23 protein-coding genes are annotated in these 26,183 nt (G+C 73.1%); 8 read left to right on the forward strand and 15 right to left on the reverse strand.

All coding sequences use genetic code 11. The annotated features are described in order from the left end of the window. Window positions 1-157 precede the first annotated feature (157 nt). The gene (locus AB0P41_RS12965; protein ID WP_356707035.1) at window positions 158-1,246 is read left to right on the forward strand and encodes an NAD-dependent epimerase/dehydratase family protein; all 1,089 of its coding nucleotides are present in this window, start codon (window positions 158-160) and stop codon (window positions 1,244-1,246) included. A 12-nt stretch (window positions 1,247-1,258) separates the two neighbouring features. Here AB0P41_RS12965 and AB0P41_RS12970 read toward each other — a convergent pair whose 3' ends face one another. Further along, window positions 1,259-2,371 carry a HAMP domain-containing sensor histidine kinase gene (locus AB0P41_RS12970; RefSeq protein ID WP_356707034.1) on the reverse strand — a complete coding sequence of 371 codons (1,113 nt, stop codon included), beginning with the start codon at window positions 2,369-2,371 and terminating at the stop codon, window positions 1,259-1,261. Between the two features lie 4 nt (window positions 2,372-2,375). Then, complete coding sequence (locus AB0P41_RS12975) at window positions 2,376-3,146, reverse strand: response regulator transcription factor (protein ID WP_365931816.1); 771 nt, start codon at window positions 3,144-3,146, stop codon at window positions 2,376-2,378. 124 nt (window positions 3,147-3,270) lie between these two features. Between AB0P41_RS12975 and AB0P41_RS12980 the strand changes: the two genes are divergently transcribed. From AB0P41_RS12980 to AB0P41_RS12990, 3 genes are read left to right on the forward strand one after another with little or no spacing between them, the layout of a single operon-like run. After that, a complete protein-coding gene (locus AB0P41_RS12980) occupies window positions 3,271-4,002 on the forward strand; it encodes a glycosyltransferase family 2 protein (RefSeq protein ID WP_365931818.1) in 732 nt (243 codons plus the stop codon). Then, window positions 3,999-4,658: a DUF2064 domain-containing protein gene (locus tag AB0P41_RS12985; RefSeq protein WP_365931820.1), complete on the forward strand. Its 660-nt coding sequence runs from the start codon at window positions 3,999-4,001 to the stop codon at window positions 4,656-4,658. Before AB0P41_RS12980 ends, AB0P41_RS12985 begins: the two co-directional genes overlap by 4 nt. Continuing rightward, a complete protein-coding gene (locus AB0P41_RS12990; RefSeq protein ID WP_356707030.1) occupies window positions 4,655-5,437 on the forward strand; it encodes a class I SAM-dependent methyltransferase in 783 nt (260 codons plus the stop codon). The genes AB0P41_RS12985 and AB0P41_RS12990 overlap by 4 nt, the downstream gene beginning before the upstream one ends. A gap of 310 nt (window positions 5,438-5,747) precedes the next feature. Here AB0P41_RS12990 and AB0P41_RS12995 read toward each other — a convergent pair whose 3' ends face one another. Next, window positions 5,748-7,016 (reverse strand): molybdopterin-dependent oxidoreductase, encoded by a 1,269-nt coding sequence (locus tag AB0P41_RS12995; RefSeq protein WP_365931822.1) that lies wholly within the window; start codon window positions 7,014-7,016, stop codon window positions 5,748-5,750. Window positions 7,017-7,179: 163 nt separating this feature from the next. Here AB0P41_RS12995 and AB0P41_RS13000 point away from each other — a divergent pair, with 163 nt between their 5' ends. Next, complete coding sequence (locus AB0P41_RS13000; RefSeq protein WP_365931824.1) at window positions 7,180-8,592, forward strand: hypothetical protein; 1,413 nt, start codon at window positions 7,180-7,182, stop codon at window positions 8,590-8,592. Between the two features lie 33 nt (window positions 8,593-8,625). Here the strand turns inward: AB0P41_RS13000 and AB0P41_RS13005 are convergent, their stop codons facing one another. Next, entirely contained in the window at window positions 8,626-9,816 is a 1,191-nt protein-coding gene (locus tag AB0P41_RS13005) for a glycosyl hydrolase (RefSeq protein WP_365931826.1), read from the reverse strand. Window positions 9,817-9,952: 136 nt separating this feature from the next. Further along, the gene (locus AB0P41_RS13010) at window positions 9,953-11,215 is read right to left on the reverse strand and encodes a cytochrome P450 (RefSeq protein ID WP_365931828.1); all 1,263 of its coding nucleotides are present in this window, start codon (window positions 11,213-11,215) and stop codon (window positions 9,953-9,955) included. 191 nt (window positions 11,216-11,406) lie between these two features. On the opposite strand from AB0P41_RS13010, the gene AB0P41_RS13015 reads away from it, so the two are divergent. Together AB0P41_RS13015 and AB0P41_RS13020 are read left to right on the forward strand one after the other, a co-directional pair. Continuing rightward, complete coding sequence (locus tag AB0P41_RS13015; protein ID WP_365931829.1) at window positions 11,407-11,880, forward strand: tyrosinase family oxidase copper chaperone; 474 nt, start codon at window positions 11,407-11,409, stop codon at window positions 11,878-11,880. A 20-nt stretch (window positions 11,881-11,900) separates the two neighbouring features. After that, window positions 11,901-12,761 carry a tyrosinase family protein gene (locus tag AB0P41_RS13020; RefSeq protein ID WP_365931831.1) on the forward strand — a complete coding sequence of 287 codons (861 nt, stop codon included), beginning with the start codon at window positions 11,901-11,903 and terminating at the stop codon, window positions 12,759-12,761. A gap of 84 nt (window positions 12,762-12,845) precedes the next feature. Here the strand turns inward: AB0P41_RS13020 and AB0P41_RS13025 are convergent, their stop codons facing one another. The 9 genes from AB0P41_RS13025 to AB0P41_RS13065 all read right to left on the reverse strand — a co-directional run bounded on the left by AB0P41_RS13025 (window position 12,846) and on the right by AB0P41_RS13065 (window position 22,598). After that, window positions 12,846-13,127: a chaplin gene (locus tag AB0P41_RS13025; RefSeq protein ID WP_356707023.1), complete on the reverse strand. Its 282-nt coding sequence runs from the start codon at window positions 13,125-13,127 to the stop codon at window positions 12,846-12,848. 112 nt (window positions 13,128-13,239) lie between these two features. Further along, a complete protein-coding gene (locus AB0P41_RS13030; RefSeq protein ID WP_365931833.1) occupies window positions 13,240-14,406 on the reverse strand; it encodes a GNAT family N-acetyltransferase in 1,167 nt (388 codons plus the stop codon). Further along, the gene (locus AB0P41_RS13035) at window positions 14,403-15,074 is read right to left on the reverse strand and encodes a lipopolysaccharide biosynthesis protein (protein ID WP_365931835.1); all 672 of its coding nucleotides are present in this window, start codon (window positions 15,072-15,074) and stop codon (window positions 14,403-14,405) included. Before AB0P41_RS13035 ends, AB0P41_RS13030 begins: the two co-directional genes overlap by 4 nt. After that, window positions 15,071-16,210 carry a glycosyltransferase gene (locus AB0P41_RS13040; RefSeq protein ID WP_365931836.1) on the reverse strand — a complete coding sequence of 380 codons (1,140 nt, stop codon included), beginning with the start codon at window positions 16,208-16,210 and terminating at the stop codon, window positions 15,071-15,073. The genes AB0P41_RS13035 and AB0P41_RS13040 overlap by 4 nt, the downstream gene beginning before the upstream one ends. After that, entirely contained in the window at window positions 16,207-16,977 is a 771-nt protein-coding gene (locus tag AB0P41_RS13045) for a polysaccharide deacetylase family protein (protein WP_365931837.1), read from the reverse strand. Before AB0P41_RS13045 ends, AB0P41_RS13040 begins: the two co-directional genes overlap by 4 nt. Beyond that, complete coding sequence (locus tag AB0P41_RS13050; protein ID WP_365931839.1) at window positions 16,967-18,577, reverse strand: lipid II flippase MurJ; 1,611 nt, start codon at window positions 18,575-18,577, stop codon at window positions 16,967-16,969. The genes AB0P41_RS13045 and AB0P41_RS13050 overlap by 11 nt, the downstream gene beginning before the upstream one ends. After that, window positions 18,574-19,935 carry an O-antigen ligase family protein gene (locus AB0P41_RS13055; protein ID WP_365931841.1) on the reverse strand — a complete coding sequence of 454 codons (1,362 nt, stop codon included), beginning with the start codon at window positions 19,933-19,935 and terminating at the stop codon, window positions 18,574-18,576. The genes AB0P41_RS13050 and AB0P41_RS13055 overlap by 4 nt, the downstream gene beginning before the upstream one ends. A gap of 3 nt (window positions 19,936-19,938) precedes the next feature. Next, on the reverse strand, window positions 19,939-21,426 hold the full coding sequence (locus tag AB0P41_RS13060; protein ID WP_365931843.1) for a sugar transferase: 1,488 nt from the start codon (window positions 21,424-21,426) through the stop codon (window positions 19,939-19,941). Then, window positions 21,423-22,598, reverse strand: coding sequence for a glycosyltransferase family 4 protein (locus tag AB0P41_RS13065; RefSeq protein WP_356707015.1), 1,176 nt, complete (start codon window positions 22,596-22,598; stop codon window positions 21,423-21,425). Before AB0P41_RS13065 ends, AB0P41_RS13060 begins: the two co-directional genes overlap by 4 nt. Window positions 22,599-23,194: 596 nt before the next feature. On the opposite strand from AB0P41_RS13065, the gene pgm reads away from it, so the two are divergent. Beyond that, window positions 23,195-24,841 (forward strand): phosphoglucomutase (alpha-D-glucose-1,6-bisphosphate-dependent), encoded by a 1,647-nt coding sequence (gene pgm / locus AB0P41_RS13070; RefSeq protein ID WP_365931845.1) that lies wholly within the window; start codon window positions 23,195-23,197, stop codon window positions 24,839-24,841. 61 nt (window positions 24,842-24,902) lie between these two features. Here the strand turns inward: pgm and rho are convergent, their stop codons facing one another. Continuing rightward, window positions 24,903-26,042 (reverse strand): transcription termination factor Rho, encoded by a 1,140-nt coding sequence (gene rho, locus AB0P41_RS13075; protein ID WP_365931847.1) that lies wholly within the window; start codon window positions 26,040-26,042, stop codon window positions 24,903-24,905. Window positions 26,043-26,183 lie beyond the last annotated feature (141 nt).

A 26,183-nucleotide genomic window follows, 5' to 3' on the forward strand; every position in this document is an offset into this window, starting at 1 on the left:
GAAGAGACCCGTGTGATCGGGAAGCGACGCGTCGGGGGCCGTGTCCCCGAGTCGCCGGCGCCTGTCCGCCCGTCGCCCGCCGCCCAGGTCTTACGGTCCGGTGACGCGGGCGTGCCGCACCGCCCTTCCGCTGTCCGGGCGGCCTAGCGTGGCGGCCATGCGCGTACTGGTCACCGGCGGAGCCGGGTTCATCGGGTCGTACATCGTCCGGACGCTCGCCTCCGGCGGGCACGAGCCGGTGATCCTCGACGCACTGCTGCCCTCCGCGCACGGACCGGCCGGGTCGCAACCCGCGGCCGGCCTCCTCCCGCCGCCGGGTGTCCGGACGGTCGTCGCGGACGTACGGGACCGTGACGCCGTGGCCCGAGCGCTGTCCGGGGTCGACGCCGTCTGCCACCAGGCGGCGATGGTCGGCCTCGGCAAGGACTTCGCCGACGCCCCGGAGTACGTCGGGTGCAACGACCTCGGCACCGCCGTGCTGCTCGCCGGGATGGCGGCGGCCGGGGTCCGGGACCTGGTGCTCGCCGGCTCGATGGTGGTCTACGGCGAAGGGCGTTACGACTGCCCCCGGCACGGCTCCGTCAGGCCGGGCCCCAGGGCCGTCGCCGACCTCGACGCCGGACGGTTCGAGCCGCGCTGTCCGGCCTGCGGCGCGGAACTGGTCCCCGGCCTGGTCACCGAAGAGGCAGCCGGTGACCCCCGTAACGTCTACGCGGCGACCAAGCTCGCGCAGGAACACCTCGCCGCCGCCTGGGCCCGCGCGACGGGCGGGCGGGCCGTCGCGCTGCGCTACCACAACGTGTACGGCCCCGGGATGCCGAAAGACACCCCGTACGCCGGTGTCGCGTCCTTCTTCCGTTCGGCCCTGGCCCGGGGCGAGGCACCCCGGGTGTTCGAGGACGGCGGCCAGCGGCGCGACTTCGTGCACGTACGGGATGTCGCGGCGGCCAACGCGGTGGCGCTCGCGGCGCTGGGGGAGCGCGCGGCGGGCACCTTCGACGCCTACAACACGGGAAGCGGCACACCGCACACCATCGGCGAGACGGCCCGCGCGCTGTCCGCGGCCCACGGCGGGCCCGCCCCCGTCGTCACCGGCGAGTACCGGCTCGGTGACGTCCGCCATGTGACCGCGGATTCGCGCCGTCTCCGCGACGAGCTCGGCTGGAAGCCGGAGACGGAGTTCGCTGAGGGCATGAGGGAATTCGCCACGGCGCCGCTGCGGGCGCGAGGGGCCGGTGACACCTGACCGGGGGGCGGCTCAGCCCGAGGAGGCGGGAAGCGTGACCTCGAAGCAGCAGCCACCGGCCACGTTCCGTACGTCCGCGCGGCCGGAGTGGGCCTCGACGATCCCCCGGACGATGGCGAGCCCGAGTCCCGCCCCCGCAGGCGGCGTACGGGCCGGGCTCCCCCTCCACCCCGTATCGAACACGCGCGCGAGGTCCTCGTCGGGGATCCCGCCGCACCCGTCGGTCACCGAGAGCACGAGTCCGTCGGGTGAGCGCTGCGCCGCCACCGCGACCGTCCCGTCGGCCGGGGTGCGCCGGATCGCGTTGATCAGGAGGTTGCCCAGAACCCGGCTCATCTCCTTGCTGTCGACCTCCACGGGCACGGCGTCCACCCGGTCGCCGACGAGCCTGACCCCGTGCTCACGGGCCAGCGGACATGCCCCGGCGAGCGCCTCGCCGACCAGGTCGTGGGCCGACACCCGAGTGGGAGTCAGCGTGAGCGACCCGGCGTGGATCCTGGAGAGTTCGAAGAGATCACCGACCATGTCGTTCATGCGCTGCACCTCCCTGCGTATCTGCCGCAGGTAGCGGCCGGAGTCCGGGGCCATACCGTCCTCCAGGGCCTCGGACATGGCACGCAGCCCCGTCAGCGGGGTCCTCAGATCGTGCGAGATCCAGGCGACGAGCTCCCGGCGTGACCTCTCCAGGGCGCGTTCGCGCTCCCGGGAACTCTCGAGCTTCGCGCTCGTCGCCGCCAGTTCACGGGTGAGCGCGGCGAGTTCCGCCGTGACCTGCCCCGCCGGGGCCGCGAACGTCCCCCCTTCACCGAAGTCGCGGGCGGCCAGCGTGAGGTCACGGCTCCTGGCGGCCACCCAGCGGCCCAGCAGCACCGCCGTCGCGAGGGACACGACAGCGGCCATGGCGACGACGGTCGTCACCACCGTCAGATCGTGCGGGGACAGGAACATCGCCCAGGCCACGGTCAGTGTGCCGGCGAGCATCGCCGTCACGGCCACGGCGGCGACGACGGTCAACGAGACCGCCAGCGTGCGGTGCCGGAGCAGCCGCAGGGCCAGGGCGCCCAGCAGCCCCGCCGCGGCGGCGCCGAGAAAGGCGAGCAGGGCGATCAGCAGGAGATCGGTCATGAGCTCATTCCCCGGGGGTGTCGTCGTCCGGCAGATCCATGCGGTAACCGACACCCCACACCGTCTGGATCAGAGTGGGCCGGGCGGGGTCGCTCTCGACCTTGCCGCGGAGTCTGCGCACATGGACCGTCACCGTCGACAGGTCGCCGAAGTCCCAGCCCCACACCTCCCGCATCAGCTCCTCGCGGGCGAAGGCCTGTCCAGGGTGGCTCAGGAAGAACGCGAGCAGATCGAACTCCCGGAGCGTCAGAGCGAGATCCCTCCCGTCACGGGTCGCACGGCGGGCGAGCGGCTCCAGGCAGAGCCCGGCGCCGGCCAGCCGGGCGGGTGAGGACACCTCCGCCCGCCTGCCCCGGCGCAGCACCGCGTCCACCCGCAGCACGAGTTCGCGCGGGCTGAAGGGCTTGGTCACGTAGTCGTCCGCGCCCGTCTCCAGACCGAGGATCCTGTCGTCCTCGTCGCCCCTCGCGGTGAGCATGATGACGGGCACGGGACCCCGTGCGCGCATACGGCGGCACACCTCGAAGCCGTCCATGCCGGGCAGCATCAGGTCGAGCACCACCAGATCGGGCCGCAGAGCCGCGAACCGTTCCAGTGCCGCCGGGCCGTCGTCCGCCCGCTCGACGTCGTAGCCCGCGCGTTCCAGATACCCCGCGGCGACCTCCGCGACCGTCGGATCGTCGTCCACGACGAGAACCCGGCCGTGCGACACGCCGTACGCGCGGCCGTCCGGTGATCCCGGTCGGCGCTCCGGAGGGGAGGAGGTGTTCTGCATGGTGCCCACTGTGGCATCACCGGCCGTTCGTCCGGAGGGCCCCCGGCCGCCACACGGTCGACGTCCGTGTTTCGTAAGAACCCGAAGTCCGAATTGCCGGATTCCGCTCCGTAGGGTGATCGGCGTGACCGACTCTGCACCGGCGGACACCGCCGACCCGATCCGCGCCGACATCGTCCTGCCCTGCCTCGACGAGGCCGAGGCCCTGCCCCGGGTACTGGCCCGGATCCCCGAAGGATGGCGGGCCATCGTCGTGGACAACGGTTCCACCGACGGCTCGGCGGCCGTGGCCCGCTCGCTCGGCGCGACCGTCGTGCACGAACCGCGCCGCGGCTTCGGCTCCGCCTGCCACGCCGGGCTGCTCGCCGCCGAGGCGGAGTACGTCTGCTTCTGCGACTGCGACGGCTCACTCGACCCGGCTCTGCTCCCCGATTTCGTCCGGCGGATCGCCGAAGGGGAGAGCGACCTCCTCCTCGGCCGGCGCCGCCCCACGACCCGCGGCGCCTGGCCCCCGCACGCCAGGCTCGGCAACATCGCCCTGTCCGGCATGCTCCGTCGCCGCACCGGCCTCCGGCTGCACGACCTCGGGCCCATGCGGGCGGTGCGCCGGGAGGCGCTGCTGGCGCTCGACCTGACGGACCGTCGCAGCGGATACCCGCTGCAGATGGTGGTGCGCGCTTCCGACGCGGGGCTGCGCGTCGCCGAGACGGATGTGCCCTATCTGCCCCGGACAGGGAAGTCCAAGGTCACCGGCACCTGGCGGGGCACCTGGCACGCGGTGCGGGACATGCGTGCGGTGCTGCGGCGGCCTCAGCCGCCGGCCCCGCGGAGCGTCGGGGCGGAGGCGTCCCGATGAGTGCACGGACGCCACCTGCCGGGACCACGACCCTGCTGGTCATCGCCAAGGAGCCGGTGCCCGGCCGGGTCAAGACGCGGCTCACGCCCCCGTTCAGCCCCGGCGAGGCCGCGGAACTCGCCGCCGCGGCTCTCGAAGACACCCTGCGGACCGGACTCACCCTGCCCGCCCTGCGACGGGTCCTGGTTCTCGAAGGGCGCCCCGGCCCCTGGACGCCCCCAGGTTACGACGTGCTCCCGCAGAGCGCGGGCACCCTGGACGAGCGCATCGCGGCGGCGTTCGGCACCTGTACCGGACCGGCCCTCCTCATCGGAATGGACACCCCGCAGATCGCGCCCTCCCTGCTGGCGCCCGCGCTCGCCCCGGGGGGCTGGGACGGCTGCGACGCCTGGTTCGGACCGGCTGTGGACGGCGGCTTCTGGGCTCTGGGCCTGGCGGCGCCCGACCCCGGCCTCGTACGCGGCGTGCCGATGTCCCGCCCCGATACGGGCGCGATCCAGCGGGCGCGCCTGACCGGCGCGGGCCTCACCGTGCGGGACCTGCCGCCGTTGCGCGACGTGGACACCGCCGAGGACGCGCTGCACGTCGCCGCCGCCGCGCCCGACGGCCTGTTCGCCTCGGCCCTCTCACGCCTCGGCCGGGCGGTGGTCCGATGAGCACGGTGCTGCCTCCGGCAGGTCCGGCGGCCACCCCCTGGGCGGCCGATCCGTACGCGCGCGCGCTGACCCGGGGCCGCGGCCCGCTCTTCCTCCGGCGGAAGGACGGGTGGCTCCTTCCGCTGGACGTCGAACGCTGGTGCGCGGACGCCGACGACGCCGACCTGTCGGCGCTCCGCCGCAGCGAGGGGCCGGTCATCGACATCGGGTGCGGACCCGGACGCCTGGTGGCGGCGCTGGCCGCCCGTGGACACCGCGCGCTGGGCATCGACGTGAGTGAGGCCGCCATCGGACGCACCCAGCGGATCGGAGGACCGGCGCTGCGCCGCAGCGTGTTCGAGCCGCTGCCCGGTGAAGGCCGCTGGGGGACGGCTCTGCTCATCGACGGCAACATCGGGATCGGCGGCGACCCCCGGGCCCTGCTCCGCCGGGTCGCCGCCGTGCTGGCGCCGGGCGGACTGCTCATCACGGAGGCAGCACCCCATGACGTGGACGAGCAGGTCCAGGTACGCATCGACGACGGCCAGGGGCGCGCCGGCGCGGCGCCCCACTTCCCCTGGGCCCGTGCCGGGGTGTCCGCGCTTCTCGCGCACGCCCGGTCGGAGGACTGGAAGCCCGTCGATCAGTGGGAGGCCGGCGGCCGTCCGTTCCTCGCCCTGCGCCGCGCCCGGACGCTCCGTACGACCAGCCAAAGCGCTGACACACCGAACAGCGCGGCCGTGATCAGCAGCCAGTTCCCCAGGAACCTGTCGGGGGACATGCCGCTCGCGGGCTCGTAGCGCTCCGCCTGACGCGTGATCAGAGGAAACCAGACCAGCAGGAGCAGCCCCGACAGGAGCAGCGGTACGCGTACGGAGTTCACCAGCGACGGCCGGCCGGCGAGGGGGACACGCAGGGCCCGGTCCGCCGCCGAGTACAGCGGCACCAGGACCAGATCGTGCACGAACGCGGCTCCCACGAACCACACCAGGATCATGAGTGTGTCCCCGTCGAGCAGCCGCACCCCCGCGTACCCCGCGATGGCGAACGAAGAGACCATCAGCAGCAGGTGCAGCGGCCCTTCCCCGTACCAGCGGCGCAGAACCCGCATCACAGCTCTCCGAACGTCAGGCGGCTCACCCATTTGGTGTTCATCACTCCCGGGGCGGCCGGCACGATGACGCGCGCCGGGAAGCCGTGATCCGGTGACAGAGGCTCACCGTTGACTCCCAGCGCCAGCAGTGAGCGCGGGTCGCGCACCTGGTTGTCCCTGAGCGCCACCGTCCGGAACGGCCCGCTGCGCTGGAGGGACTCCACCAGCACCCCCGGCGGGCCGGCCGGGAAGCCCGCGAGCGCGGCCAGATCGCGCAGAGGGACCCCGCGCCACCACTGGTCGGATGTCGACCAGCCCTCCACGCAGGCGATGGGCAGCGCCGCGCTGTGCTGTTCCATGGCCAGGAGATCCGTGAGGGACAGCCGGGTCTCCCCGGCCGGCCCGACGACGGTGAGCCGCCAGCGTTCCCCCGTCTCGGCCGGGGCGATGCCCACCTTCGCGGCCGTCTTGTTGATCTGGAAGCCGTTGGGCCCCCGGCCGGGCTCGGCGCCCCCGCGCGGGGTCAGCAGGGCGGTCCGCCGCAGCCCTCCGTCGAAGCTCCGGCCGGCGGAGGTCACCAGGAGAAGCAGCGAGCCCGCCCCCACGACGGCGAGGGCGCCGCGCCGGGAGACGGTCGGCGGCGCGGGACGCGGCGAGGCGAGTTCGTCGTTCTCCGCCGTGGGGAGACCGTGGCGCAGGACCCGCAGTGCCCGGGGGAGCTTCAGACCGGCATGGGTGAGGAAGGCGGCGAAGAAGACCCACGCCCCGTAGAAGTGCAGGGGGTAGAAGGACCCGGGGAACAGGTACTCCAACTGGATGTTGAGCAGTCCCGTGACGAATTCGAAGAGCGCCCCGCCCACGAGCAGCAGCAGCGACAGGCGCTCCAGGGCATGCCCGGCCGACCGCGCCGGCGGCAGTGCGAAGAGCTTAGGGATCACCGACCACAGCTTGGCCAGGAGCACGGGCACGAGGACGATGCCGAGGGTGACGTGGACCCCCTGGGTCAGCCGGTACAGCCAGTGAGGCCCGGTGGGCCAGTCGAACAGGTAGAAGCCCAGCCACCCCTTGGCCGGTGTCTTGTCGTTCACGGCCGCGAGATCCGGGTTGTACGCCGCGTACGACAGGAGGCCCGTGACGAACAGCAGGGTGATGCCGGCGAGGAGCACCAGGCCGAGCACGGCCGTGAACCGGACCCCGCGTACAGGACTGCGCCAGAAGGCCGGTTCCGTGGGCGGAGGGAAGCCGGGGGAGGGGAGTGCACGGGTTGGCCGGAGTCTGTCGCGCATGTGCCGACGTTATGCCGGGGACGACGCTCCCAGGGGCGTACGACTCCTGACGAAAGTCTGACGTCGGCGGAGGGGGACGGTTCCCCGCCGCAGGATCTGACGGTTGTGTGACGCGGCGGCGTCGTACCGCCCGCCTCGCCTCTCCGCTGCGTAGCGTGCCTGCGTGACGACCGAGGAACGCAGTGACCGCATCCGGGCCGCCGGACCCGCCGTGCCCGCCCCCGCCACCGGGCCCGGCCCCCGCCGTCGGGACCTCACGGCCGCCGCGGCGGGAGTCCTGCTGGTGGCGGTGGCCATGGCGGCCGGATGGGTGATCCAGGAGGGCGACGGCAGCCTGCAGGTCCACTGGCCGCCACTCCTGGCCTCCTGGGATCCGCACGTCGGCCCCGGTACACCGGCCGCGGTGGCGGTGTCGGTGGGGGCCGTCGCCTACGGGCCACGGATCGCGGCCCGGCTTCCCTGGCGTCGGCTGCTGCTCACCTGCTGGGCCGCGTCGGTGGCGTGGATCCTCTCGCTCGCCCTCATCGAGGGCTGGTACCGGGGGATCGCGCGCCGGCTGACCACCAAGCACGAATACCTGCGGGTGATCGACCGCTTCGACGACATCGGCGCCGCTCTGCGCGGTTTCACCGACCACATCGTCATCGGTCCGCCGGGCAACTGGCCCGCCCACGTCGCAGGCCACCCCCCGGGCGCCACGCTCACCTTCGTCGGCCTGGACCGCGCGGGACTCGGGGGCGGCGCCTGGGCGGGCATGTGGTGCATCGTGCTCGGCGGATCGGCCGCGGTGGCCGTCATGGTCACGCTGCGCGCCCTGACGGGTGAACACCTCGCCCGGCGCGCGGCTCCGTTCCTCGTCCTCGCCCCCTTCGCCGTCTGGACCGGCACCTCGGCGGACGGCTACTTCATGGCCGTCGCGGCGTGGTCCGTGGCACTGCTGGCCCTCGCCGGGGCCCGCACCACCCGGCACCCGGCAGCCGCCGCGCTGGGCTCCGGACTGCTGTTCGGGCTGACCTGCTACCTCAGTTACGGTCTGACGCTCATCGTGGTCCTGCTGGCGGCCGTCCTCGTGCTGACCCGGACGGCACGCCCGCTCGGCCCTCTCGTGCTCGGCGCACTGGTCGTCCCCGTGGCCTTCACCCTGGCGGGCTTCGACTGGTGGGAGGCCTACCACCTGCTCGTCGAGCGCTACTACCAGGGCGCCGGGGGGACCCGCCCCTACTCCTACTGGGTCTGGGCGAACCTCGCCTGCACCACACTCGCCGCGGGGCTCGCCACCGTCGCCGGTCTGCGCCGCGCGGCAGGGTCCGCCCCCGCCGCCGTACGAGGACTGCTCCCGGGCACCATGACGGCCGCTCAGCGACTGGCGCTGCTCACCCTGGCCGCGCTCCTGGCCGTCGCCGCCGCGGACCTGTCCGGGATGAGCAAGGCGGAGACCGAACGCATCTGGCAGCCGTTCGTCGTGTGGCTGATGCCTGCCGCCGCGCTGCTCCCGGACACCGGCGGACGCGGCTGGCTCGCCGCCCAGGCGGCCGTCGCCCTGCTCGTCAACCACCTGCTGTGGACCGGGTGGTGAGGGCTTCGGGAGAGGGCGCCACCCGCGACGCCCTCAGCCGCGCACGCAGAGCTCGCGGTCACTCAGCCACTGGCCGAACCAGTCGCTCAGCGGGACGTCGAAGCACCAGCCCGGGTCGTTCGTGCCCGGCGCGGGCGTCGTCGGCGCTCCGGGCTCGGGCGTCTGCGGCGTCCCGGTCGGGTCCGGCGCGGGCGCCGAGGGCCCGGTCGCGTCCGGGAGCCCGCTCAGCATCTCGCGGAACACCCGGGAGGACTCGGGGTTGTCGGCGCACTGCCACACCCCGTGCGGGCAGTAGTCCGTGATCGTCTGGTACACCGGCTTGTGCCGCTCCATCCACTCCAGCATGCGCCGCATGTACTCCGGGTTGTCGCCGTTGCGGAAGAGCCCCCACTCCGGGAACGAGATCGGCTTGCCGTGCTCGGCCGCGAAGTCGACCTGCTTCTGCAGACCGTACGGCTCGTTCACCTGCTCGTCGAAGGTCCGCGCCGGAGGCTGGTCGTAGGAGTCCATGCCGATGATGTCCACCACGTCGTCGCCCGGATAGCACTCCGTCCAGGGCACGGCGTCCCGCCCCCTGCTCGGAGCGAAGTCGAAGCGGAACTTCTGGCCGGGCACGGACCGCATCGCCGTGACGATGCGGTTCCAGTACGCCTTCCACGCGACGGGATCAGGACCGCACCGGTGCGTGTACGTCGTCCCGTTCATCTCCCAGCCGAGGACGATCACCGTGTCGGGGACGCCCAGCAGGACCAGACGCTCGGCCAGCCGGCGGAAGTGCTCGTCGAACCGCCCCTCGGCTCCCGCCCGCAGCAGCCCGCGGACCTCCTCGTCGGGGACATGCTCCTCGTTCCGCTCCAGCATCGGCGTGTTGAGCACGAACATCCGGTCCTCGGACGCCTTCCGCCAGGCCGCCCACGAGGCGAGGAAGCCGGGGCGGCCCTCGATGTTCTCCCACAGGTCGCCCGGCAGATAGCTGTGACCGACGCGCAGCTCCGTCCCGCCGAGCCAGCGCGACAGCTCCTCCATCCGCTGTACGCCCCTCGGCCCGTAGTCCAGATAGGCGCCGATCGCGGTCGTCGTCCCAGGCTCCGGAGCCCGCTGCGCCGCGCCCTTGCCGGCCTGGATGTCCGCGGCGTCCCGGTCGGCGAGGACCGCGCCGCCGACGAGGAGGCAGAGCGCGGTCGCCCCGACACCGAATGTGATGAGACGGCGCTGTACGGCCACGGCTTCTCCTTGGATAGCGTCCTGTCCGACCCTGTCGACCCTAAGGAGAAAGATTCAACAATGGGCGGTGGGGACGCCCGTGAATAGACCATTCGCGACACGCGCAGATTCAGAGCGGGCCGTTCGGGTGACTCATTTAGAAGGTGAAAGGCAGGGAGCGGACGCGATTGTCGAAATTCGAATGGACCAGGCCTGGTTCGCCCGAAGTCCGGACACCTCCCAGGCGGGTGAGCATTTCGCGGAAGAGCGCCTTCATCTCCAGTTTCGCCAGATGGGCACCCAGACAGTGGTGTGGGCCTCCGCCGCCGTATCCGAGGTGTGGATTGGGCGACCGGGTGATGTCGAAAGCAGCGGGGTCGTCGAAGACGGACGCGTCGCGGTTGGCGGACGCGTAGAGGAGCAGGACCTTCTCCCCGGGCAGAAAGGTGTGACCGCCGAGCGTGTGTTCGGCCGCCACGGTCCGGCGGAACTGGATGATCGGCGTCGAGTGGCGGACGATCTCGTCCACCGCCCCGTCGGCGTGGCGGTCGAAGTCGGACTCCAGGAGGGCCCGCTGCTCGGGATGTGCCGAGAGCAGGACCAGACCGTGCGCGATCGCGTTCCGGGTGGTCTCCACACCCGCCACGAGCAGCAGCGAGAAGAACGCGCCGAGCTGACGCGAGGACAGGGACTGCCCGCCCACGTCGGCGCGGACCAGCGCCGAGATCACGTCGTCCTGCGGGACACGCCGCCGCTCACGGGCGATGCCCGCCATCTCCAGCTGCATGCGGGCCAGGGAACGCAGCCCGCGCCCCGGGACGCGGATCCGCGCACGGCCACGCCTCTGGACACCGACGTACTCCGACGCTTGGTCGACGCGCGCCGCGATGCGGGCCCGGTGTCGCGCGGGGACGCCCATGAGGTCGCAGATCACCTCGAAGGGCATGCGCGCGGGCGCCGAGCGCATGAAGTCGCCCGGTCCTTCCGTGATCAGCTCGTCCACCAGCCGCCGGGCGACGGCGCCGATGTTCTCCTCGGCGGCGGCGAGCAACCTCGGTGTGAAGGCCCGGGAGATCGTCCTGCGCAGCCCCGCGTGCTCGGCACCGTCCATGTTGACCATGGAGTTGCCGAACAACGCCTTGGCCCACGCCGCCGGTTCGGGAGTGGTGACCCCGGGGGCACTGGCGAAGACCTGCGGCTGCCGGCTCGCCGCCCTCACGTCCGCGTGCTTCACCAGCGCGTAGAACGGCGTACGCGACCCCGTACGAGGGGTGAAGCGGGCCGGTGCGTCGAGCTCCCTCAGCCGGGCGAACTCCGCGAGCCGCTCGGACCGTGGCAGCCGCCAGAACGCCGGATCCGCCAGATCGGCACCGGCCGTTCCTCGCACGCGGACCACGGGCACCTGCGTCGGCGCGTTCATGCACAACCTCCGGGAGTTCGGACGGCCATGCTGACCCGGCGGGCGACGCCGCGCGGCCGACACGGCCGTACCGCACCACGGAATTCCCACGGTCGCGTGATGCCCTGGTGACGAGAACCGTTCACGCTCCGTCTCGTTGCCACTCGGGCGGGACATCTCACAGGAGCGGACGAGAAGGAGGCCGACCCACCATGAATCCGACCGACGCCACGGCCGGGCAGCCGCCCGGCGCCCCCCGGCCGGCCCGCCGGGCGGTGCTGCGCACCGCCTTCACCGCGGCCGTTGTCGCGGGCACCGGCGGCGCGCTCGCCCCGGTGCTCCTCGACGCCCCGGAGCCCGGAGGCCCTGCCAGGGAACGCGGCGCCGTGGGGCCCGAGCGCTTCTCCGAGCTGTACAGGGGCCGCGAGATCCGGGGCACGGCCACGGCCGTCGTGCCGGCCGGCGCCCAGCCGCACGCCGGTGAGGCCGGAGCCGTCGCCGCGGTGTCCGGCACCGAGGTCAGTGTCGACGGGAGGAGGCTGCACGTGATGAGGCGCGCCGACGGGAGCTATCTGAGCGCCGTCAACCACTACGAGTCGTTCCCCACACTCCTCGAGACGGCCCGCGCCGCGGTGGACGAACTCGGCACCGCCCAGCTGTCGGCAGCCTCCCCGCACACCATCTGAGCCCTTGAGGACGAGCACGCGTGTACAGCCGCAAGAATCAGCGTGATCTCACGCGCACCGAGAAGAAGCGCCTGGTCGACGCGATCCTGGAGCTCAAACGATCGGGTCGCTACGACGACTTCGTCAGCATGCACCGGGAGTTCTACGTCACCGACGCCGAGAGCAGGCCACGGCCCGCCCACATGACCCCGTCCTTCTTCCCCTGGCACCGCAGATACCTCCTGGAGTTCGAGAAGGCGCTACGGGCGGTCGACCCCCGTGTGTCGATCCCCTACTGGGACTGGACGCGGGACAACACGGCGAAGGCGTCCCTCTGGGCGGAGGACTTCCTCGGCGGCAACGGCAGACCGGGTGACCGGCAGGTCATGACCGGACCGTTCGCCTACCGGCAGGGGAACTGGCGGATCCGCGCCGGAGTGACCGACGACCCCTTCCTGCGCCGCAACTTCGGCTGGCCCTCCGCGCCCGTCGCACTGCCCCGGCCGGCGGACGTGGAACGTGCGCTGCGCGATCCGGTGTACGACGCCGCGCCCTGGAACAGCGTCAGCACCACGGGTTTCCGTAACAGGATCGAGGGGTGGGGCATCAGGGGCGGCCGCGGCGTGTCCAACCACAACCAGGTGCACCGGTGGATCGGCGGCTCGATGGCGGGCGCCGCCTCGCCCGACGATCCCGTCTTCTGGCTGCACCACGCGTTCATCGACCTGCTGTGGGCCCGCTGGCAGAAGGCGCATCCGCGCTCCCGCTACCTGCCGGCCCGCGCGCTCCCCGCCGACGACCCGCAGCACGACCGGATCTTCGCGTACGACCGGCCCATGCCGCCGTGGGACGTGGCGCCCTCCGAGCTCATGGACCACACCCGGATCTACCGGTACGCCTGAGCGCTGCCTCCCGAAACGGGGCCGGGCCTCCTCCCTCCGCGCACACGACGCGGAGGGAGGAGGCCCGGACGGAGCCTGGGGCGATCAGTGGCCGTAGCCGTACTCGCCGTTGTCCTCGTGGCTGTCCGACACGTTGGCGCAGGTGTTGCCGAACGCCGGGTTCAGCAGGGCGATCACGTTCACCGTGTTGCCGCACACGTTGACCGGGATGTGAACCGGCACCTGGACGGCGTTGCCCGAAAGGACACCGGGGGAGTGGGCCGCGACGGCCTCCGCCCCGGCGTCGGCGGCAGCCATGCCGGCACCGCCGGCGATCAGGGCACCGGTACCTGCCATGACGGCGGCCACCTTCGAGATACGCGACATCAGTTCTCCTTGAGAGGGTCGGAGCCGGCCGCCGAGCGTGCGGCCGGTATGCCCTGATCAACGCGATATTCGACAGACGGTAACGGATCGCCGCAAAACTCACCATCACGGCTCAACTCAGACCGATGAAGGCGGCCCCGGCCGCCGGCAGCCCGCTGAGCCGGCCGCGCCAGTCCCGTGCTGCGGGAAAGCGGGATCTCACCGTCTCCGCCGCCCGGTCCCGCACGTCCACCTGTGTCTCGCGCAGCCGCAGCAACGGTTCCAGCGCCGGGCGGGCCAGCATCAGGCGCCGGTTGACGACCGGCACGGGACACCAGTGGTTCTTGTACTGCTCCGACCCGCGCAGCAGGCTCAGCACACCGCGGTCCGCGCCCCCGGCCTCGCGGGCGATCTCACGCAGCAGCATCGCGGAGACATCCACCTTCGTCTCCCTGAGCCGCGGATCCGCCCCGTAGAGATAACCGCCCGTCAGCCGCGCCGTCCGGAACGACAGATCCGCGGCCACCACCTCCCCGTCGAGGAGGAACTCCCTGACCGAGGCCTCGCCGTCGCGCACCATACGACGGGTGGAGCGCACCAGATGCGCGCAGAACCGGGGCCGCAGATGCTCCGGGTTGACCCCTCTGCCGAGCCACTGGAGCTCGTGCAGCCGCAGCAGGGTGCCGACGGCGCCCGCCACCCGGTGTACGGGCGCCGTGCGGCACTCGATGCCGAGCGCGTCGATCCTGCGCAGCTTGGCCCGCGCGCGCTGGGCGCGGGAACCGGTCATCCGGCCGATGAGGGCGTCGACCGGCTCGGCGGGCAACTCCATGCAGGTCGAGTCCGCGCGGCTGCTCCGGGCACCGCCCCATGCCTCGAACAGCAGATGGGCCGAGGCGTCGGGCCGCACCTCCCGCAGGTCGACGACCGTGTGCGCGGCGGCCCGGTGGAGCCCGCGCTCCAGGGCGGTGACCGCGGCCCGGGTGTCCTCGCCGTCCACCAGGATGTCGAAGAAGTCGGAGATCGCGCCGCCCATCGGCACCAGCAGGGGCATCGGGCGGTGCGCGAGCATCAGCGGCGCCGCCCCGATCAGCCGCCCTCCCCGGCGCGCCAGGAGGACCCGGAGCCGGCCGGGAACCCCGTAGGAGAGCCACCACGAATGGAGCCACGCATGGCTCTGGAACGGCGTCGCGGTGGGGCAACGGCGGTGCAGCGCGTCCCACTCCGCCGCGAGGTCCGCGAAGTCCGGCAGGTCCCTGCAGAGGGTGACGGTGAGCCGCCCGTGTCGGTCGGTGTTCATCGCGCGAGCTCCCTCTCGACGGTTGTCCCGCCCTGGGCGGGGCCCGGCACCTGGGCCGTGACGCCCCGGCGTCCGGTGCGGGGGCGGACGAGCAGGACCAGTCCGCCGGCCAGCCCTCCAGCGCTCGCGCCCACGGCCGTACCGAGCGGCGCGGACGGGGACACGGGGTCGACGGGAGGCACGGCGTGGGAGAACTTGACCAGCTTCACACCGGTCTCCTTCGCGACGTGCCCGCTGCTGACGACCACCGCCTCCGTCACCGCGTTGGCGATGTCCGCGGCACGGTCCGGGTCGGCCGACGTGCCGGTGACCGAGATCATGGGCGAGTCGGGGGAGGTCTCGGACCGTACATGTGTGCGCAGTTCGCGCACGGGCTCTCCGGCGGCGCCCTTGGCGTACGAGAGGGTGGCGTCACTGGTGGCCAGGCGGCCGTAGGACTGCGCGTACCCCAGCGCGGCGGCCGGGTCGATGTCCTTTCCGGCGGTGACCATGGCGTAACTGGTGGCCGCGTACTCGGGCGTGGCGAGCAGACCGTACGAGAGTCCGCAGGCCGCTCCGAGCAGGACACCGGCGGGCAGCGGCAACCACCACCCGGTACGTACGAATGCGGGGCGGAGCCTGCGGAACCGTCCGCGGACGGCCGGCTGCTGCTCGGGCGAGTCGGTCATGATGGTGCTCTCTCGGTCGGTGGGACTGCTGTGGTGTCGATGGCCTGTGCGTAGACGTCCATGAGGCGCCGGCTGCTGAGCCTGATGTCGTAGTGGTCCACGGCGGGGGGTGGCGGCAGCCTCCGGGCACCGCTCTGCAGGCGGCGCCGGAGCGCGGCCGTCAGTTCCTCCGCGGGATCGCCGGATCCGATACGGGTGGCGCCCGGCACCCGGTCCGCCGGGAGGTCCTCGATCGCGGGGCAGGCCGCGTACACGACCGGCAGCCCGGCCGCCAGGGCCTCGACGACGGCGAGACCGAAGGACTCCTCGCGGGACGCCGAGACGAACGCGTCGACGGCACTGAGCACCGCCGGGATGCCGGGGCCGGCCCCCGAGGTGCCGCACTCGCCGAGGAACCTGACGCGGCCGGCCACCCCGAGCCGGGCGGCGAGAGCGCGCAGCGCCTCGGCCTCCGGCCCGTCCCCGGCCAGGACCAGCCAGGCACCGGGGAGGGCGGCGACCGCACGGATCAGCACGTCGAAGCATTTGCCGGGAACCAGCCTGCCCACGCCCCCCACCACGAACGCCGCGTCGGGAAGGCCCAGCAGGGCCCGGGTGGCGTGCCGTCGAGCGCTGTCGAAGCGGAAGGCGGCCACATCGACGCCGTTGGGGACGGTGTGGATCCGGGCGGCCGGCACCCCCCAGTCGCGCAGCCTGCCCGCGACGGTGTCGGAGACCGCGACCGTCGCCGCCCCGAGCCGCTCGGTGCGCAGATAGAGCTCCCTGGTGGAGCGGGTGAGCGGCCGCCCCTCGATCTCCGCGCGGCCCAGCGAGTGCTCCGTCGACACCACGGTGGTCCCGGCGAGGCGAGCCGCGATCCGTCCGTAGACACAGGCCCGGTAGAGGTGCGTGTGCACGAGGTCGTACGAGCCGCGGCGGATGAGCCGGGCGAGCCGGGGTACGGCGCCGAGGTCCCGGTTGCTCCGCATCCCCAGGTCCCGGACACGGACACCGTCGGCCCGGAGCCCTTCCGCGACCGCACCCGGATTGGTGAGCGTCACGACGTCGCAGCGCACCGGCAGATGCCGCAGCAGCAGCCGCAGCTGCTGCTCGGCACCGCCGATGCCGAGGCCCGTGATGACGTGCAGTGCCCTCACCCGGCGTCACCCGGCCGGCCGGCGCGGGGGGAGCGGTGCCGCAGCCGGTGCCGTACCTCCTTGGCCAGCAGACGGGCGCCCCGGTCGGCGTGGCTGACATGCGTGCGGGGAAGGGCGAAGGGTCCCGACAGGGAGCCGGGGACGAGGGCGCATCCGTACGCGTATCCAGCCTTCCGCACGGACTCGGCCACCCGGCGGTCGGCCGTGCCGTACGGATAGCAGAAGCCGGACGGCGCCTGCCCGGTGACGCGCCGCAACGCCTCCCGGCTGCCGTGCGTCTCCTCGCGGAGTTCGGCGTCCGAGAGCGCCGTCAGATCCCGGTGGAGCATTCCGTGCGAGCCGATCTCCATACCCGCCGCGGCGACGGTACGGACGTCCTCCTCGGTCAGCAGTGGCCTGCGCGGGCCGAGCGGATCCCAGTCGTTGGAGCCGCCGGGCCGTCCGGGCAGGACGAACACGGTCGCGGTGCAGCCGTGGGCGCGCAGTACCGGGAGCGCCTCGTCGAGGAAGTCGGCGTACCCGTCGTCGAAGGTGAGCCCGACCAGCCCCTGCTTCCCGGCGGCCCGTGCGCGCAGCAGCGCCGCGATCCCCACGCCGGTCAGCCCCCGGCGCCGCAGCCAGGTGAGCTGCTCGTCCAGACGGGCGGCGGAGACGGTGATGCCGTACGGATCGTCCGTGGGGTCGCTCACCGAGTGATAGGTCAGGATCCACGGCCGGGACCCGGCCGGGAGCGTCCGGGCGGGGGGCGCCGAGGTGTCAGCGGTCATGAGGGAACCTCTGTCGGATGAGTGCCAGCAGGTGAACGGCTTCCGGGGCCCGGAGAACGAGCCCGGTGAGCAGGAACGCCACGGGGACGAGCAGACAGCCGGCCGCCAGACCCGGCAGCGGTCCCGGCACCAGCTCCGTGGCCAGCCGGCCGCCGGCCGCCGCGACCGCCGCCGCGACCGCCGGCCGGGCGAGGGAGAGGGCGACGGCACCGGGCCGAACGGCCACCGCCCGGGAGCCGAGCCCCAGCAGCATCAGCAGGGCAGCCGTGCTGATGCCGACGGCATTGGCGGCGGCGATGCCGTCGACACCGAAGGGGCCGGTCAGCAGCACCCCGGCGACGGTGGTGACCAGGAGTCCCGCACCCATCGCGCCGAGCGGGTACCAGGTCGGCCGGCCGGCCGAGAAGAACGGCCGGCACAGGGCGCCGACCAGTGTGTGGCCGAGCAGGCCCAGCGCGTAGACCCGCATGACACCGGCCGTGGCGGCGGTGTCCGCCGCGTCGAAGGCCCCGCGCTGGAAGAGGACTTCGACGATACGGGGCGCGCAGCCGAGCACTGCCGCCGTGCCCAGCAGCACCACGGTTCCGGCCAGCGCCAGATCGCGTTCGACCCGCTGCCGGGCACCCTCTCGGTCCCCGGCCGCCATGGCCCGCGCGACGACGGGGAAGGTCACCGTGCAGATCATCATGGAGAGCACCATCGGCAACTGCGCGACCTTCTGCGCGTAGTTCAGATGGGAGATGGCCCCCTCCGGCAGGGACGACGCGAGGAACCGCTCGACGAATACCTGCGACTGACGGCTCACCACGAACAGGACGACCGGTGCCAGGACCGTCGCCCCGAGAAGGGCGGTACCGGAACCCCGCTCCCTGGCCGCGCGCTTCCCGCGCCGCGCGGGAACCAGCCGCAGGAACGTGGGCAGCAGGGTCAGGACCATCAGCAGGCTGCCGACGGCGACCCCCGCGGCCGCGGCGCGCACCCCCCAGACGGAGTGCAGCGCCAGCGTCATGCCGATGATGCCGGCGTTGTACGCGATGTAGACACCGGCCGGCGCCAGGAACCTGTTGTGCGCCCGCAGCGCCGCGCTGAAGTACCCCGTGACGCCGAAGGTCAGGACCGTGACGGCCGTCAGGCGCGTGCAGTCCACCGCGAGCCGGGGGTCGTCCAGCCCGGGAGCCAGGACGGCGACGGCCCACGGCGCCCCCCAGACCAGCAGCCCCGCGGCGCAGGCCAGTGCGGCGAACAGGCGGGGCAGTGTGTCGGCCACCAGGGCGCGGACCGGGTCCTGGGCGTGGCCGCCGGCCGCACGCCGGGTCAGGGCCAGGCTGAACGCCGGCACGAGCAGCAGCGCCATGCCGTCCTCGATCAGCAGCGTGGCCGCCATCTCCGGGACCGTCCAGGCGATCAGAAAGGCGTCGCTGGCGTGGCTGGCGCCGAAGAGCCGGGCCAGGGCCTGGTCGCGGAACAGCCCCAGCAGCGCGGCGATCACGGTGAGTCCGGCGGCACCGCCCGCCGCCCGGGCGAGGAAGCGCCCGGGCCGTACCGGCACCTCCCGCGTGGACGTTCCCGTGGCCGTCGCCTCCGTGGCGGTCCCGCTCACGCGTCGGTCGTCCTCTCCGGCCCGGCCAGCGCCCACCATGCGGCGAGGCCCAGCACGATCCCGGTCAGGACGGTCGAGGGGCCGCCGATGTCCGCGTACAGGAAGTCGACCGTCTGCCAGGTCATCAGCCCGACGGCGGCGAGACCGCAGTCGACGGCCGCGGCCCCCCGGGCCCGCGCGAGCACCAGCCTGCGCACCCCGCCGGCCAGGAGCGCCGCCCAGGAGCCCACCAGCGCGGTGAAGCCGATAAGCCCCTGCTCGCTGAGCACCAGCAGATACATGTTGTGAGGGGAGAGCAGCGGCTGCTTACGGAACTCCTGGCCGGCCCCCGCGGTGTCGCTGCCGGCCGAGAGCCCGATCGAGGCGTGCCCGTCACGGTGGGCGGGAAAGCCCTTCAGACCGACACCGGTCGCGGGCCGCTCCCGCCACATCCCCGCCGCGGCGGCCCACATGGCGTAGCGGTCGTTGACCGACCGGTCGGGGGCGCTGGTCACCTCGGTGATGCTGGTGAGCCGCTGCGAGATCATCTCGGACCCGACGCCGAAACCGCCCACCAGGACGACTCCGGCGGCGACCAGCACCGCCAGCGCGCGGACGGCCTGCCGGAGCCCGGTCAGCACGATCACGGCGAGGGTCCCGGCGGCCGTCGCGATCCACGCTCCCCGGCTGAAGGAGAGCGTGAGCGGGACGAGCAGCAGCGCGGCGGTCACGGGAGCGTACGACCTCAGCCGGCGCGGTGTGCCGACGGGGGTGCGGAGCGCGTACGCGGCTGCCGCCACCAGGCCGTAGCCGACGACCGTGGCCATCCCCATCACATCGCTGGGGCCGAACGTGCCCACAGCGCGGATGTCCTCCCCCATGTAGGAGGCGCCGGTGCCGGTGACGTACTGGTGCACCCCCGTCGCACCCTGGACGACCGCCAGCAGGACGAGTGCGCCCGTGACGGCCCGGAACCCCGCGGCGTCCCTGACCAGCAGAAGGACGGCGGCCGGCACGAGGACGAAGATCTGCAGGTACCGCACGTACCCCGGCAGGGCCGCCGCCGGGTCCGTGGCGGTGACCGTGGCCAGGGCGAGGCCGACGGCCGGCAGCCCCAGTACGACCGCCGCGGCCGGCGTGAGCGGGCGCCGCCGCAGGAACAGCAGACGGCCCACACAGACGAGGACGGCCACCCCCGACACGAGATCGGCCGCGGGCACGCCCGCCACCGTCCAGGGTGACGCCTCGTCGGCCGGGAGGGCCACGAGCAGGACGGTCGCGATCAGCGGCAGCAACGGCCGGCGGTCGCGCCACCCGCGCGGGGGCGCCTGCTGCCGGTCGGCCGCTACGACGGGCGGTGAGGCCACGATGAGGGTCACGGGTCAGCTGCCTCCGAGCCGGAACACCGAGCCGGCCGTGCGCACCAGCACGCACAGGTCCTGCCAGAGCGACCAGGTCTCGATGTACCGGTTGTCGAAGCGCGCCCGGTCCTCGATCGAGGTGTCGCCGCGCAGGCCGTGCACCTGGGCCAGTCCCGTGATGCCGACGGGCATCCGGTGCCGGGACCGGTAATGGGGATGCGCGCGGCTGAACTGCTGGACGAAATAAGGGCGTTCGGGGCGCGGCCCGACCAGGCTCATGTCGCCGCGTACGACGTTCCACAGCTGCGGCAGCTCATCGAGCGACGTCCGGCGCAGCAGCCTCCCTACGCGGCTCATGCGCCGGTCCGACGAGACGTTCCACCGGGTGGCCGACTCGTGGGCGTCGGCCGGGCGCAGCGTGCGGAACTTCAGCAGGACGAACGGCCGCCCGTATCCGCCGATCCGTTCCTGGCGGAAGAGGACGCCGGGGCCGTCGCACAGACGCACGGCCAGCGCGCAGGCGGCCATCACCGGGGACGCCACGACCAGGGCCACCATGGCCAGGACGGCGTCCATGACCCGCTTCACCCGGTGAGCCACCGGGCGGTGCGGTCCGGCGTGGAGCGCGTGGGCCGCGAAACCCCACACATGGTCCGGCCGGGGCGTCGTCCGGTACCGGACCGCGGTCGCCTGATCGGTGATCAGCCACATCCGGCAGCCGTGCCGCGCGAACAGGGCGAAGAGCTCCGCCCCGTCGGGAGCGGCCTCCGGAGGGGCCGTGAAGACGGCATGCCGCACGGAGTTCTGCACGACCGCGCGGCCGGCGTCCTGCACCGACGTCAGGACGGGCAGCGGGGCTCCGCCAGCGGGCGTGTCCGCCGTCCCGTCCCCGGCCGGACCGGTTCCCGCCACCCGGCCGACGGGCCGCATCCCGTACCGCGTGTGCTCCTGCAGCACGGCGACGACCCGGTCCGCCAGCGGACCGTCGCCCACCACCAGGGCGGACCGCGGATTACGCGCGGCCGACCACAGCCGGGACCGGTGGACCACGGCGCGTGCCCCGCAGCTCACCACGGTCTGGAGGCCGGCGGCGCAGCCGAGCGCCGTCCACCCGGCGGTGAGGCCCGGGTCGTACGCGGACGTCGCCTCGGCGACGACGTACCACTGCACCACGGACAGCCCCGCCAGGGCGGGCAGTTCGGCCAGGGCCGAGGGGGAGAGCCCGGTCCGGTACAGCCCCCGGTACGCGTTGAGGAGCAGTTGCGTGGCCGCCTGCAGAAGGGCGACGGCCGGCGGCCAGGGCCCGGGTGCGATCAGGGCCACGGCCAGGCCGAGCGCGAGCACGTCGGAGGCCAGGAGCGCGGCCGGGGCCCGGCCTCGCCGGCCTCCCGCGACCCGTGGGGCCGGGGTGTCCTCCCCGCCGCTGCGCGGCGGGCGGATCGCGGTAGCGGCGCGCCGTACGGCGGTTGCCTGGGCGGCTCGGGGGACAGGTGCACTCTCCGTCGTCATCGCTCGGTGCGCTTCCTCGTCGTGGGGCGGGGCTGGCCGACAAGTTCCTCGTAGAGGCGCAGGACCGCTCCGGCGGTCTTCGTCACGTCGAAGACCGCCCGGGTGCGGCTCTGCGCGGTGCGGCCCAGTCGCGCCCGCAGCGCCGGGTCGCCCAGCAGCGTGGTGAGCGCCACCGCGAGAGCCGCGGGGTCCCCGGGCGGTACCAGGCAGTGGGGGAGGTGGCCGGGTGGCAGGCTCTCCCTGGCGCCGTCGACATCGGTCAGCAGGACCGGGGTGCCGCAGGCCATCGCCTCGAGGGGCGCCAGCGCCATGCCCTCCCAGCGTGACGGGAGGACCAGCAGGTCGGCCGCGTGGATCCAGGGCCGCACATCCGCGCTCTCGCCCGCGAACAGAACACCGGGGGGTGCGGTGCGGCGCAGCTCGTCCCCGTGGGGCCCGTCGCCTACCAGGACCAGCCGCGCGCCACCCGTCGCCGCCGTGCGCCAGGCCCGCAGCAGCACGTCCTGGCCCTTCTGCCGGCTCAGACGTCCGACGCACACGACCAGCGGCACGTCGGCCGGCGTCCCGTCCAGCAGCGCGAGCGATCCACGGGCCGACGCGGCGGCATCCCCGCAGACAGGCCGGAAGCGGCCCAGATCGATGCCGTTGTGGATGACCGACCAGCGTGCCGTGATGCCCGCGCGCTGCCCGGACACGCGCTCGGACTCGCTGACGCAGAGGATGCGGTCGCTCCACCGCGCCCCGAACCGCTCCCACGCCGCCGCCAGTCCGGCGGCCCGGCCTTCCAGGGCCTCGAACGACCAGGCGTGCGGCTGGAAGACCGTCGGGACCCGGCCGCGCACGGCCAGCCGCCCGGCGAGTCCCGCCTTGGCGCTGTGGGCATGGACCACGTCGGGAGCGCAGGCACGGATCAGACGGCCGGCGGTGAGGACCTCCCGGCCGAGCCGGGGGCCGGGGCCCCGGTCCGCGGGCCAGGAACACACCCGTGCCCCGGCGGTGGACGCGCCGGCCGCCAGGGCGCCGTCCGGCGGGCAGGCCACGACGGGCCGCAGTCCCGCCCGCACTTGTGCCGCGACGAGGTCGGTCACGACCCGTGCGACTCCTCCCTCCACCGGCTGGACCAGGTGGAGGACTGTCAGTCGACGTTCCTCGGTGCAACTCTTCTGCAGCACGCACGGCTCTCTTTCACATGCCCCCGAAGAGCCGGTTCGGGTAAACACCGGCGGCAAGGAATATGGCGGCGGAGATCAAGTGGGTAAAACCGAACTGCACTGTGGCAGACCATGCGTGGGAAAACACGTATGACTCGCGCTCGTGTCGGGGTGGATTACCCCCGGTCACGACTCCGGCCATCTGTTCCTCGATTTCCGCGGCGTGTCAGACGGCTATGACTGTCCCTGCCCACCGCTGTGCCGCATGATGGCCGAGCTGTGCGTCTTCGCTCCCCAGGGAGTATTCCGACGGCGTATCCCCGGGGGTTCCGGATGCGTCAGTCGTTAAAGCGCCTCAATTACCGTCCCGTTGGTCCCGGAATTCCGGACGCCCGTGTTCCGGCTGTCCGGCGCGGCATTCTCCGGGCCCGGCGTCTTTTCCCCGCGAACCGGCCGGCCATGGCGGAACGGTCCCGGGATCCGCCGTGTGCCGTGTCCACTGCCGGGTAGGCCGTGTACCCGGGTGTGCGGCCGAGGAGGCAGTATCGGGTACAACTCGTGATGATCGTCCGCCCGGTGGCGGTCCGCGAACGGCCGATGAGGACAGAGGAGAATCGATGGTTCACGAACGGGCCGGTCAGCCGGCGCAGCCCGGAGACCTGGTGGACGTGGCACGGCTGGTGACGGCCTACTACACGCTCCACCCGGACCCGGGTGAGCCCGGCCAGCGGGTGGCCTTCGGGACGTCGGGGCACCGGGGATCGGCGCTCGCGGCCGCGTTCAACGAGGACCACATCGCCGCCACCACCCAGGCCATCTGCGACTACCGGGAGCGGCAGGGCACGGACGGGCCGGTGTACCTCGGGGCCGACACCCACGCGCTCTCCGAACCCGCCCGGATCACGGCCGTCGAGGTGCTGGCCGCCAACGGTGTCACCGTCCTGATCGACAGCGACGACGGCTACACCCCCACCCCCGCCGTCTCGCACGCGATCCTCACGTACAACCGGGACCGCGGGAGCGGCCTCGCGGACGGCATCGTCGTCACGCCCTCGCACAACCCGCCCGCCGACGGCGGCTTCAAGTACAACCCGCCGCACGGCGGCCCTGCCGGCTCGGACGCCACCTCCTGGATCCAGGACCGGGCCAACGCCCTGATCGAGGGCGGGCTGAAGGAGGTCCGGCGGATCCCCTACGCCCGGGCACTCGCCGCCGACACCACCGGACGGCACGACTTCCTGACCGGTTACGTCGACGATCTCCCGGCCGTCCTCGACCTGGACGCCGTACGCGACGCCGGAATCCGGATCGGCGCCGACCCCCTCGGCGGAGCCTCGGTCGCGTACTGGGGGCGGATCGCCGAGCGCCACCGGCTCGATCTCACGGTGGTCAACCCGCTCGCCGATCCCACCTGGCGCTTCATGACGCTGGACTGGGACGGCAAGATCCGCATGGACTGCTCCTCGCCCCACGCCATGGCCTCGCTGATCGAGCGGCGCGACGCGTACACCATCGCCACCGGCAACGACGCGGACGCCGACCGGCACGGCATCGTCACGCCGGACGGCGGGCTGATGAACCCGAACCACTATCTGGCCGTGGCCATCCGCTACCTCTACTCCCACCGGGAGAACTGGCCGGCCGCCACGGGCATCGGCAAGACCCTGGTCTCCTCCTCCATGATCGACCGGGTCGCCTCCGACCTGGGCCGGCAACTCGTGGAGGTTCCCGTGGGCTTCAAGTGGTTCGTCGACGGGCTGTTCGGCGGCACCCTGGGATTCGGCGGAGAGGAGTCCGCCGGGGCGTCCTTCCTGCGTCGCGACGGCAGCGTGTGGACGACGGACAAGGACGGGATCCTGCTCGCACTCCTCGCCTCGGAGATCACGGCTGTCACCGGCTCGACCCCCTCCCAGCACTACGGTGAACTCACCGCCCGGTTCGGCGATCCGGCCTACGCCCGGATCGACGCCCCCGCGACCCGTGAGCAGAAGGCGGTGCTGGCCAGGCTCTCCCCGGAACAGGTCACCGCGGGCACACTGGCCGGTGAGCCGATCACCGCCGTGCTCACCGAGGCGCCCGGCAACGGCGCGGCCATCGGCGGGCTCAAGGTCTGCACCGACAGCGCGTGGTTCGCGGCCCGCCCGTCCGGCACGGAGGACGTCTACAAGGTGTACGCGGAAAGCTTCCAGGGCGCCGAACACCTTGCCAGGGTCCAGGACGAGGCACGGGCCCTGGTCTCCGACGCGTTGGGTGCCAAGGGCTGAGCGGCCGGGCGGGCGTGCCCGGCGCGCCCGCCTCCTCGGCCGGCGCGGGCGCCTGTGTCTCTCACGCGTCCGGGACGGTGTGCTGGACCTGGCGGAGGAAGGCGGCGTTGTCGGGCGTCCGGCGGATCTTGTCCAGCAGCGCTTCGAGCGTGGACTGTGCGTCCCTCGACCGCAGCGCCCGCCGCAGCCCCCGTAGGGCGGCCAGTTCTCCCTGGGGCAGCAGGAGTTCCTCCCGGCGGGTGCCCGAAGGGGTGATGTCGACCGCGGGGAAGACCCGCCGGTCCGCGGACGCCCGGTCGAGGCGGAGCTCCATGTTGCCGGTGCTCTTGAGTTCCTCGAAGAAGTAGTCGTCGGCGCGGGAGCCGGTGTCCACCAGCACGGTCGCCAGAATGGTGAGCGAACCGCCTTCCTCGGCGAGCCGGGCCGCCCCGAACAGCTTCTTGGGGCCGGTGAGCGCCGACGCGTCCACGCCGCCGCTCAGCGTGCGCCCGCCCGCCCCGGCGCTGTTGTTGTGGGCGCGGCACAGCCGGGTGAGGGAGTCGAGGAGGATCACGACGTCGCGGCCCTGCTCGACGAGTCGCTTGGCGCGCTCCACGGCGAGGTCCGCGAGCGCGATGTGCTCCTTGGCGGGCCGGTCGAAGGTGGAGGCGTACACCTCTCCGCGCACGGAGCGGCGCATGTCCGTGACCTCTTCGGGCCGCTCGTCCAGGAGGACCACCATCAGGTGGCACTCGGGGTGGTTGACGGCGACCGACGCGGCGATCTGCTGCAGGAGCACGGTCTTGCCGGTCTTCGGAGGCGCGACGATCAGGCCGCGCTGCCCCTTGCCGACGGGGGAGACGAGATCGATGATCCGCGGAGCCGGGCCCCCGTCCGGCCTCTCCAGGCGCAGGCGCTCCCGGGGGTGGAGCGGGGTGAGGTCACGGAAGTGCGGCCGGTCCCGGAGTTCGTGCGCCGCACGGCCGTTGACGGTGTCGACGCAGGACAGGGCGCGAGGGCGTTCGCACGTCCCGTCGACCACATCGCCCTTGCGCAGGCCGTACCGCCGGATCAGGGCGGGCGGCACCTGGACGTCGTGAGGTGAGGGATGGCCACCGTCGGTGCGCAGTACGCCGTGTCCGTTGTTCGTGGTGTCGAGGACACCGACGGTGCGGACGGGCTGATCCTGCCGGATCACGGGGCGTTCGAGTGTGCTGGTCATGGCGGGTCCTTTCGCGGACATGGCGAATGAGGGGTCCGGCGAAGGCGAGGCGGCGGAATCACGCCTCGTACGACGGGCATGAGAAGCCCGGACCGGACGGAAGAGATGGTGCGAGAAGCTGGATCGCCGGTCGTCGAAGGA

Origin of the sequence: Streptomyces sp. NPDC079167, assembly GCF_040686735.1 — a bacterium.
Classification (GTDB): Bacteria; Actinomycetota; Actinomycetes; order Streptomycetales; family Streptomycetaceae; genus Streptomyces.

What these genes read in the sequence shown, in the direction of transcription:
- AB0P41_RS12965 (WP_356707035.1), top strand. Translation starts at nt 158, where the DNA reads ATGCGCGTACTGGTCACCGGCGGAGCCGGGTTCATCGGGTCGTACATC.
- AB0P41_RS12970 (WP_356707034.1), bottom strand. Translation starts at nt 2,371, where the DNA reads ATGACCGATCTCCTGCTGATCGCCCTGCTCGCCTTTCTCGGCGCCGCC.
- AB0P41_RS12975 (WP_365931816.1), bottom strand. Translation starts at nt 3,146, where the DNA reads ATGCAGAACACCTCCTCCCCTCCGGAGCGCCGACCGGGATCACCGGAC.
- AB0P41_RS12985 (WP_365931820.1), top strand. Translation starts at nt 3,999, where the DNA reads ATGAGTGCACGGACGCCACCTGCCGGGACCACGACCCTGCTGGTCATC.
- AB0P41_RS12990 (WP_356707030.1), top strand. Translation starts at nt 4,655, where the DNA reads ATGAGCACGGTGCTGCCTCCGGCAGGTCCGGCGGCCACCCCCTGGGCG.
- AB0P41_RS12995 (WP_365931822.1), bottom strand. Translation starts at nt 7,016, where the DNA reads ATGCGCGACAGACTCCGGCCAACCCGTGCACTCCCCTCCCCCGGCTTC.
- AB0P41_RS13010 (WP_365931828.1), bottom strand. Translation starts at nt 11,215, where the DNA reads ATGAACGCGCCGACGCAGGTGCCCGTGGTCCGCGTGCGAGGAACGGCC.
- AB0P41_RS13015 (WP_365931829.1), top strand. Translation starts at nt 11,407, where the DNA reads ATGAATCCGACCGACGCCACGGCCGGGCAGCCGCCCGGCGCCCCCCGG.
- AB0P41_RS13025 (WP_356707023.1), bottom strand. Translation starts at nt 13,127, where the DNA reads ATGTCGCGTATCTCGAAGGTGGCCGCCGTCATGGCAGGTACCGGTGCC.
- AB0P41_RS13030 (WP_365931833.1), bottom strand. Translation starts at nt 14,406, where the DNA reads ATGAACACCGACCGACACGGGCGGCTCACCGTCACCCTCTGCAGGGAC.
- AB0P41_RS13035 (WP_365931835.1), bottom strand. Translation starts at nt 15,074, where the DNA reads ATGACCGACTCGCCCGAGCAGCAGCCGGCCGTCCGCGGACGGTTCCGC.
- AB0P41_RS13045 (WP_365931837.1), bottom strand. Translation starts at nt 16,977, where the DNA reads ATGACCGCTGACACCTCGGCGCCCCCCGCCCGGACGCTCCCGGCCGGG.
- AB0P41_RS13060 (WP_365931843.1), bottom strand. Translation starts at nt 21,426, where the DNA reads ATGACGACGGAGAGTGCACCTGTCCCCCGAGCCGCCCAGGCAACCGCC.
- pgm (WP_365931845.1), top strand. Translation starts at nt 23,195, where the DNA reads ATGGTTCACGAACGGGCCGGTCAGCCGGCGCAGCCCGGAGACCTGGTG.
- rho (WP_365931847.1), bottom strand. Translation starts at nt 26,042, where the DNA reads ATGACCAGCACACTCGAACGCCCCGTGATCCGGCAGGATCAGCCCGTC.